Annotated in this window: 8 protein-coding genes and 2 pseudogenes; 5 read left to right on the plus strand and 5 right to left on the minus strand. The window is 53.8% G+C overall.

Annotated features, from left to right (window positions below; all coding sequences use genetic code 11):
* Window positions 1–1,672: pseudogene (locus tag PHP59_RS10015) on the minus strand (ATP-dependent helicase); the annotation flags it as partial.
* Between the two features lie 45 nt (window positions 1,673–1,717).
* Between PHP59_RS10015 and PHP59_RS10020 the strand changes: the two are divergent.
* Together PHP59_RS10020 and PHP59_RS10025 are read left to right on the plus strand one after the other, a co-directional pair.
* Window positions 1,718–2,251 (plus strand): YeeE/YedE thiosulfate transporter family protein, encoded by a 534-nt coding sequence (locus tag PHP59_RS10020; RefSeq protein WP_300166560.1) that lies wholly within the window; start codon window positions 1,718–1,720, stop codon window positions 2,249–2,251.
* Window positions 2,252–2,256: 5 nt separating this feature from the next.
* On the plus strand, window positions 2,257–2,814 hold the full coding sequence (locus PHP59_RS10025; protein WP_300166562.1) for a YeeE/YedE thiosulfate transporter family protein: 558 nt from the start codon (window positions 2,257–2,259) through the stop codon (window positions 2,812–2,814).
* Window positions 2,815–3,187: 373 nt separating this feature from the next.
* Here PHP59_RS10025 and PHP59_RS12715 read toward each other — a convergent pair whose 3' ends face one another.
* Window positions 3,188–3,646, minus strand: coding sequence for a methyltransferase domain-containing protein (locus PHP59_RS12715; RefSeq protein WP_366943748.1), 459 nt, complete (start codon window positions 3,644–3,646; stop codon window positions 3,188–3,190).
* Window positions 3,647–3,922: 276 nt separating this feature from the next.
* Complete coding sequence (locus tag PHP59_RS10035; RefSeq protein WP_300166566.1) at window positions 3,923–5,080, minus strand: toll/interleukin-1 receptor domain-containing protein; 1,158 nt, start codon at window positions 5,078–5,080, stop codon at window positions 3,923–3,925.
* A 307-nt stretch (window positions 5,081–5,387) separates the two neighbouring features.
* Between PHP59_RS10035 and PHP59_RS10040 the strand changes: the two genes are divergently transcribed.
* Window positions 5,388–5,615 (plus strand): hypothetical protein, encoded by a 228-nt coding sequence (locus PHP59_RS10040; protein WP_300166567.1) that lies wholly within the window; start codon window positions 5,388–5,390, stop codon window positions 5,613–5,615.
* Window positions 5,616–5,639: 24 nt separating this feature from the next.
* A complete protein-coding gene (locus tag PHP59_RS10045) occupies window positions 5,640–5,813 on the plus strand; it encodes a hypothetical protein (RefSeq protein ID WP_300166569.1) in 174 nt (57 codons plus the stop codon).
* Between the two features lie 539 nt (window positions 5,814–6,352).
* Here the strand turns inward: PHP59_RS10045 and PHP59_RS10050 are convergent.
* A complete protein-coding gene (locus PHP59_RS10050; protein ID WP_300166571.1) occupies window positions 6,353–7,174 on the minus strand; it encodes an HNH endonuclease in 822 nt (273 codons plus the stop codon).
* Between the two features lie 93 nt (window positions 7,175–7,267).
* Window positions 7,268–7,504: pseudogene (locus tag PHP59_RS10055) on the minus strand (GNAT family protein); the annotation flags it as partial.
* A 133-nt stretch (window positions 7,505–7,637) separates the two neighbouring features.
* Between PHP59_RS10055 and PHP59_RS10060 the strand changes: the two are divergent.
* A partial coding sequence (locus tag PHP59_RS10060) for a class I SAM-dependent methyltransferase (RefSeq protein ID WP_300166573.1) occupies window positions 7,638–8,169 on the plus strand: 532 nt, incomplete at its 3' end.

The following is an 8,169-nucleotide window of genomic DNA, read 5'->3' on the forward strand; positions in this document are numbered from 1 at the left end:
CGGCCCGCAGGCGGCGCCTGACCTCGCCCTCGATCCATTCCATTGCCTCGTCCTTCCCCTCGTACCATGCCATATAGACGGCGTCGCTCTTCATCAGGTTCCCTGTCTCCGGCCAGAAGAGGGGGGAAGGCCTGAAGGAGGCCGGGTGGTCAGGGCCGAGGAGGACGGCGAGGGCGTCGGGGAGGCGGCAGGCGACAGGGACGGGGAGGGCGAGACACTCGGCAAGGACGCGGGAGAGGACGACGACCGGGTACCTGACGCGGGCCGCCTCGCCCTCGCCGGCATAGTAGGCGAGGAGGCGTTCGGCGTCGGGGCCGTCGCACCCCTTCAGGGCCTCCAGGAAGATGCGGCGCTCGCTGTCGTCGAGGACATAGGTCTGGAGGGACTTCCTCTCGGCGAAGGGTTTCCCCGCGTTGAACCGCTCGACCTCCTCCAGTTCTGCGGCGAGGGTGCGGACGAACTCCTGCACCACGGCCTCACACTCGTCCCCGGTGCGGGCGACGGAGGTCCACTCCCTGTACGGCGTCCCGTACACCGCCGTCCCCTTGAAGCGCCTGAAGCCCGCGGCATAGACCCTCTTCCCGGCAGGTTCGCGGGCGAGGGTGAGGACGATGCCGACACCTTCAGGCCGCGGCAGGGAGGACGAGGTGCCGCCGAGGGGGACGACCTTCCCCTCTCTGAGGGCGCCGACCCCTGCCCTGAGGCGCTCCCCTCTTCCCCGCAGGGACCCGCAGGTCCGGACCACGTCGTCGGCGTCGGGTCCGGCGAGGAAGCGGTCGAGGTCGTCGAGGGTCTCGACCCCCGCCCTCTCGCGGAGGAAGCGGCGCCCCGCGGGCGTCAGGCCCGGCAGGAGGGAGACGGAGTTTGTCTCCTCCGCCTCCCTCCGGCAGGAGGCGAAGAAGGGGCAGGTCTCGCATGCCGGCCTCAGGTGCCAGGGGAGGTCGGCGTGGGGGACGGTGAGGATAGGTTCGAGGTCGCGGGCGAGGAAGGTGGCGAGGACGCCGGTGTCCATCCCGATATCGATCATCTCGGGCGTCTCCGCGTCCTGGAGCCAGATGCCCGCCGCCGCTCCGTCGGCCGCACGGTCGATCGTGTGCTCCGCGAGGACGCTCTCCAGGATGAGGCTGTACAGGGCGACCTGGATGCGGTGGGAGGTCTTCACCTGGTCGGTCGCCTGCAGGTCGATGACCCTGAGGAGAGGGCGTTTCTCCCCGTCCACGCACCAGACCAGGTCGGGGCGGCACTCGTTGAAGGTGCAGACCGACGGGTCGAGGCCGTGCCGCTCGTAAAACTTCGCCGGGATGATCAGGGTGGACTGGTAGACCCCTGTCCCCGGCCTCACCGCGGCGAGGATTTTTTTGCTCTCGGGTACAGAGAACCGGCGCTCGTGGATGACCGTCCCCCCGTCGGCGACGAGTACCTTCCCCGGTATCCGCCTGCCGACGACCTCGTCCTCCCAGGCAAAGCCCTTCGTGGTGAGGACACGGGAGGTGATGCTCTTATCCTCGACGGCGTCGGGGATGCCCTCCGCCCGCCTCCGTGCCTGCGGCGTCGCGCTGTACCGCAGGAACCGCGGGCAGTCATGGAAAAAATACCGGGCGATGAGGGAGGGGCTCAGGTTGAAGGGGGCCATTGCCCTGTACTGTTGGCCTGCCAGATACATAGGTTGCATGGCGGGGTGCGAAGGTGAGGCGGCATCTCTATCTGGAGGGACGGCATGGTCGGGGATGCTATGGTCGACTATCTTACGGCAGCCCTGTGGTCCCCGTACCTCGCGGGGGCCGGCGTGGGCGTGATGGCCGTGCTCTCGTTTCTCCTGGCAAACCGGTCTCTCGGGTGTTCGACGGCCTTTGCCAAGACGAGCGGCATGGTGGAGAAGGCGGTGCGCGGCGAGGCGGTGAAGGAGCACCCGTACTACAGGAAGTTTGTCCCGACAATCGACGGCACCTGGATGGTCGTCCCCGGCGTCGTCATCGGGGCGTTCATCGCGGCCACGCTCTCCGGGAGCTTCGTCCTCTCCTGGGTGCCGCCCCTCTGGGCGGAGACCTTCGGCGAGGGCGTCCTCGTCCGCCTGGTCTTCGCCCTCATCGGCGGTTTTCTCCTGGGTTTCGGCTCACGGTGGGCCGGGGGGTGCACGAGCGGCCACGGGATCAGCGGTTCGATCCAGCTCTCGGTGAACAGCATGCTCGCGGCGGCCTTCTTCTTCATCGGCGGCATCGCGGTGGCGATGGTCATCTACGGGGTCGGGTGAGGGGGATGCTCAAAGACCTGCACGCGAACACGAAGGCCCAGCTTCTGATCGGCCTTCTCATCGGTATCGGTTTCGGCTTTTTCCTCCAGAAGGGAGGTGTCACCAGTTATGACGTCATCATGGGCCAGCTCCTCCTCCGGGACTTCACGGTGGTGAAGTTGATGCTCTCCGCGGTGATCGTCGGGATGATCGGTTTCTATCTCCTCAAGGGGAGGGAGATGGTGCGTATCCACTGCAAGAACGTGACCCTGGGGACGGTGGGGATAGGCGGCCTCATCTTCGGCGCCGGTTTTGCCGTCCTCGGCTGGTGTCCGGGGACGGTTGCGGGTGCGGTCGGGGCGGGCGCTCTCGACGCCCTCTTCGGCGGCATGGTCGGGATGGTCGTCGGCGCCGGGGTCTTCGCCCGCCTGTACCCCCGCCTGGTCGGCGGGATCCTGGGGAGGGGCGAGTACGAGATCCTGACGGTCCCCGAGTACCTCCATGTGAACCCCTGGGTGGTGGTCGTCCCCTTCGTGCTGGTGATGATCGGGATCCTCTGGGGGCTCGAGGTCCTCGGGCTGTGAGAGGGGAGATCCCAGCCCCCTCTACGTGCGTACGAACTCATCGAGAATGCGGAACGTATCCGGGTCGAGGAAGGCTCCCATCTCTGCTTCCGGGTAAACCCGGAGTCAAAAGAGGTGCAGGAGTATGCCGTTGACTTCCTGAAGAGGCACATGCCGACGCTCCCGTCGGGCGGTTGCAATAGGGTCAGACCGCTTCCTTCTTTTGCGCCGTGAAGTACAGACGTTTTCTATTCTTTGCATGGCGACGAAATTCTAGGCCCGATGCAGAACACGCCTCTCGGATATCTTTTTCAAATATCGGTGCACTGAACCGCCATTTTTTGTAATAATACCTCCAGTACACATCGACGAAGAGACCACTCTCCATCACCGGCTAACAGCACACAAACACCGCCCTAGGTCTCATGACCCGGCCGGCCTCCCCTATCGCCTCTCTGATGTCAGGCACAAAATGCAGCCCGAGCGAGCATATGACATGGCGAAATGTTTCGTCTCTGAAAGGGAAGTGCATGAAGTCCCCCCTGACCGGATCGAAGGGGATATTTTCTGCATTGAGGAGAGTGCCTGCTTCTTTCAACCTCTCCGACGAGATTTTGAGGCCCGTACAGGTATTGGTCCTGTCGAGGACTTTTTCGCAGAGATCGTTCCCGCAGGCGATGTCGAGGGCATGAATATTCTGAAAACCTGAAAGCATCTCCTTCATCATCTCTTTATGGCGATGAAATGTGGTCTTGTACAGCACCGGCATCACATACGCGTTCATCCACAGGTCATAATAGCGCTGTGCAAAGGGGGCATGGTGCCGGACGGATTTTTGTAACCCCGAGTTCATCGCTTCATTTTTCCGTCGCGGTTTCTCTTATACTCTCGGCTGTGCAGAAACTTCCATACCCGGATCGCTTTATGGATCGCTCTCTCGTCCGTGAACAGATCGCTGAAGCGGATATATTCAGGAGGCATCTGATCGACGTACCTTGCCCCACGCTTGCGCTGCGGGACTACAAAATCTGTGATTTTCGAGGATCGGGGACGTAGTCTCCCGGCTGGATCGCAAGGGAGGTAGTTAAACTCACTAATATTAAAGAGATTTTCACAAAAGAGAATACCACTACTTTTCAACCATCTCCCAATGCCAGTTATATTTAGTACCAACCCTTTTAATCCGATTTTCCTTTTTTAGTGCCCTTAATCTTTTTCTAATTATATCTGGTTTAATTTTTTCATTTTTTTTCAAAATCTCTGAAGTATTCGTACCTTGAGAATTTCGAATTATCTCGATTATATTCTCATCTAAAATTTCCATAATAAGGTTTTCAGCGATCTCCGAACCAGACATTATTTTTAAATGTTCATCAAAATAACTCATTTCTAATTGTATTTTGTATTCAAATTTATTTGCGGGCATATTATATGCGAAGCCTTCTTCTGCCCTAGCCCAGTCACCATACAGAGCAAATTCACATGACGCAACGTTGAATTTATCATCGAATCCCAAAAAATTTGAAGCACGATCAGAATATGCGAGTATTGATACCGCTTCTGGTTTGTGTTTATTAAAGATATCTGCATTGCAATGTTTTAAATTACATTTTACGGCTTCTTCACTCAAGTTGGCAGGTAAATTTATCCTTGCTCTTATCCTCGATATCTTTGAATAGGATACATCATTTAAGTCAATGATTGAATAAGATTTCTGAAAATCTCCTTCGGGATAATCAATACTTTCAAGAGGAGTTCTCTCACGATTATCAAGGATTAACTGATATGCTTTATCAATCGAACCTCTTGAGTTCTTTAGTGCTCGTCTCTTTTTTTGGAATTCAGTCTCTCTTGGGACATGGTTATCTTTTTCAAATGCTATCAGTTTTTGAACTGCTATATCAGCAATGGAATCATAATTATTGGAGAAAGGAATAAAGAATACAGTGGACGGAAGGCCAAGGATATTGACATTGTCTAATTTAACCGGTATAAATCTATTATTTTCATCTCTTTTCCGGATAATGTCAAATTCAAAACGAGGCCATTCTTTTCTTTTATAATTTTCTGAGAAAAGAACAATAACTTGTTTGGAATTTTGAAACAAGTCTTGAAAAAATTTTTCTCCATCTTTACCCACGAGGGTACTTTGCTCGTCTGATGCAAGAAAAATACTATAATCTCCAGATATCTCTGTTATGGACTGTTTAATTCTTTTGGCAATGTTGAGATCCTCTCCTGCATAGGAGATCGCAAAGTCATATTCGTAACCATTTATTTTGTCCATCAAATCTCGAACACCAGTTCTTTATTATGTCTGAGGATATTTCTTTTTTATTCCCCGATCTAACAGGGTCTGGTTGAGGATCTGGAACAAAATGAACGTGATGGAAAGTCTGCCCCATGATTTTGGGGTGGACGTCCAGCTGCACCTATCCGAGATCCACACAATCTAGGCGATCGGAACGGCACCGGAGAACAACCTCCGGATCATTCCGACATCCTTGGTGTAACGCCCTCCGCTGCATCCCAGACGATAACCTGGCTGAAAAAACGCGGACTTGTAAAAAAAAGTTCGCGGCCTGCGAAATGATATGGAGGTTGCTCTTGAGCTCACCAGAAAAGGGCAGATCGCATTTCAGAACCACGAATGGATCCACACGGAGATGTACGAACAGATCGCCTCCCGTATTGACCCTCTGAAAGAGAAGGAGCTGGAAGTACTCGATCGGGTCTTTTCTGCAATGGAATTCGTCTATGACCCGTGGATCCGGGAACTTTCAGATGATACAAAGGAGAAACAAAAGGAGCGGCTCTCATGAGCACAGGATACCTCGGGCCTGTTCATGGGGATTGCTATGGGTGCGGGCGGGATCGGCGGTTCGATCTCTGGCGTGATCGCCGACCACTTCGGTCTGACGGCAACGCTTGCAACACTCCCTGTGATCTTCCTCCTTGCGACGGCGCTGTTCGCCGTGGTCGGGTACCCGCCGGAGAAAGACGGAGCTGTGGAAGGATGAAGATCGCTGATTTCCACCGTGGAAGTCTGGGCAACCGGTCCACCCCAAAGACTGTGCCGAGGGGGTGGACCTGAAGCCCGGCGACGTGTCGGTTCCTCCATGGAGGGATCACCGATAAAGACGCGGGAGGATCGGATCCTCGGCTCGTTTGGGCCACCCAGGGAGTGGGAACATCATCTCCAGTTCCCAGTCACAGTACCCACAGACCGCGAGTATGATGGCGTCGAAATGCGGGAATTCTCTGGCAGTCACATCGGTACGTTGGCCTCATAATGTCTTGGCTTACGGGCCTCGACAGAACAACGATCACCTTCACAAAATTCCCTTCGATCTCGGGGCCTATGTTTTCGAGTATCATCTGGAGCGCCTCCCGGATCAGGAAATGTACCCGCCGTGGGGATGGGGGATCTTCATGGTCGTCACAGGGCAGGGAATATAGAGCGTTCCTAACCCTGGCTGTAAAATAAGTACATCCTGACAGAAACAAGGGCCTCGAAAACCCAATTTTAAGCATGGATCCAGGCCTCATATTGATGGCATTATTTATTTTTTGGAATAAATTGTTCCTTTAAATGTCCGAGAACTACAAGATATTCTGGCATTGTTTCCTCTCCATTTTTTATAGACGGAAAAAATTTAATATTAGCCATAAGATCTGAACTGTTGTTTACAAATCCAAGCAGAATAGTCACAATTCCCGCCTGAGGGAGTATAATTTTATTTTTTGCTGTTCCAACAAAATTCCCTAATCCATCTTTATGCTTATCAAGGATGTAAGGGAGCACATAATTTTCTTCAAAGCAATCATATCCGTATTGAAAAATGGCCATTCCATATGCTATTTTCATCAAAAGTCTAGGGAAATCACTATAGGAATAAGTGCTTGAAATTTTAAATCCAGATAACTCATATTTCTCCCTAAAGTTCTCAATGGGCATTTTTGGGGTGTGAATGAAAGTGGTAGTACCGACAACATTTACTCCTTTGTTATCTTTTCCAATGAGATATCCCGGCTCTTCATATTCGGGTAAAATAATATAGATCATTTGCTCATCCTTTGGAAGGATGAGTTTGTCTTCTTCTCCTTTTTTATTTATGATAGATATCTCTATTTTATTGTTTTTTTTCTTATTTCTAGAACGAAATCCTGCACCATTTCTAAAATCTCCCCATATATATTTTAGAACATTAGATTCAAATGTCGATGTTATTTTTTGGCATTCTGAACAACTTGCATTTTTAAGAATAAAATCTCCATTTAATGCGTATGGAATAATATGTTCATCAGTCAATTGTGGCCCTGTATTTCCACAATAAATACATCTGTTGATTATTTTTTTATGGTTCTCTTTACCAAACATTATTTTTAATAAACAACCAGTATAGCAAATAATTTTCTATCAAATATTTCATGTCACACTAGTTTTGTGGAACCCTTCGTGTGTCTACAGGTTTTACTTCACGAGGGCGTAGAGGTACTCGTCCATGACGACGCCGTCCTTCATGATCGCCTCCCGCATGAACCCACACTTCTCCAGCACTCGCATCGACGCCGGGTTGTTCTCGAAGACCCCGGCCTGCAGGCGGACGATTGGGTAGAGGTCGAAGGCACGGGAGACGGTCGCCCGCACCGCATCGGTCGCGATCCCCCTCCCCCAGTATTTTTCCGAAAGCCAGTAGCCGATCTCGGCGGTCCAGCGATAGCGAGATGTCGCATCATTCCGGCATCAGACTCTTTATATCTGAGATTCTTTCCTGCAGGCGCAGGGCCGTGCCAGGGTCGACCAGAAGGATTTTGAAACCGTCCGGTGAAAAAGAAAGGTCATGGACATTTCCCTCATCTGCCGCCTCTTCGAGACCCTCCCCAGGCAGGGGCCGGGCAACGACGAGTGCACGGCCCGCGCCTTCCGCATGATCCCTGACCTCCCCGAGAACCCGGAGGTCCTGGATATCGGCTGCGGGGCCGGGATGCAGACCCTCGCCCTCGCACGCCTCTGCCCCGACGCGAGGATCACGGCCGTCGACGTCCACCCCCCTGTCCTCGCCGACCTGGAGAGGAGGGCGAGGGAGGCCGGGGTCGCCGACCGCATCAGGACGGTCAGGGCCTCGATGGATGCCCTGCCCTTCGAGAAAAATTCTTTCGACCTCATCTGGGCCGAGGGCTCGATCTTCATCATCGGCTTTGAGAAGGGCCTCTCGTACTGGCGGGAATACCTGAAAGATGGCGGATATATGGCCGTCTCCGATGCGGTCTGGTTCACCGCCGACCCCTCGCCTGAGGCAAAAACGTTCTGGGCGGAGGTCGACCCCTCGCTCAAGACCGAGGAGGGGGTGGCGGAGGTCATCGCCGCCTCCG

The sequence above is a fragment of the Methanofollis sp. genome, assembly GCF_028702905.1.
Taxonomy (GTDB): Archaea; Halobacteriota; Methanomicrobia; order Methanomicrobiales; family Methanofollaceae; genus Methanofollis.

Bases quoted from the DNA above. Each gene is read 5' to 3' on its own strand.
- PHP59_RS10020 (WP_300166560.1), top strand. From the start codon at position 1,718: ATGGTCGGGGATGCTATGGTCGACTATCTTACGGCAGCCCTGTGGTCC.
- PHP59_RS10025 (WP_300166562.1), top strand. From the start codon at position 2,257: ATGCTCAAAGACCTGCACGCGAACACGAAGGCCCAGCTTCTGATCGGC.
- PHP59_RS12715 (WP_366943748.1), bottom strand. From the start codon at position 3,646: ATGAACTCGGGGTTACAAAAATCCGTCCGGCACCATGCCCCCTTTGCA.
- PHP59_RS10035 (WP_300166566.1), bottom strand. From the start codon at position 5,080: ATGGACAAAATAAATGGTTACGAATATGACTTTGCGATCTCCTATGCA.
- PHP59_RS10040 (WP_300166567.1), top strand. From the start codon at position 5,388: ATGGAGGTTGCTCTTGAGCTCACCAGAAAAGGGCAGATCGCATTTCAG.
- PHP59_RS10045 (WP_300166569.1), top strand. From the start codon at position 5,640: ATGGGGATTGCTATGGGTGCGGGCGGGATCGGCGGTTCGATCTCTGGC.
- PHP59_RS10050 (WP_300166571.1), bottom strand. From the start codon at position 7,174: ATGTTTGGTAAAGAGAACCATAAAAAAATAATCAACAGATGTATTTAT.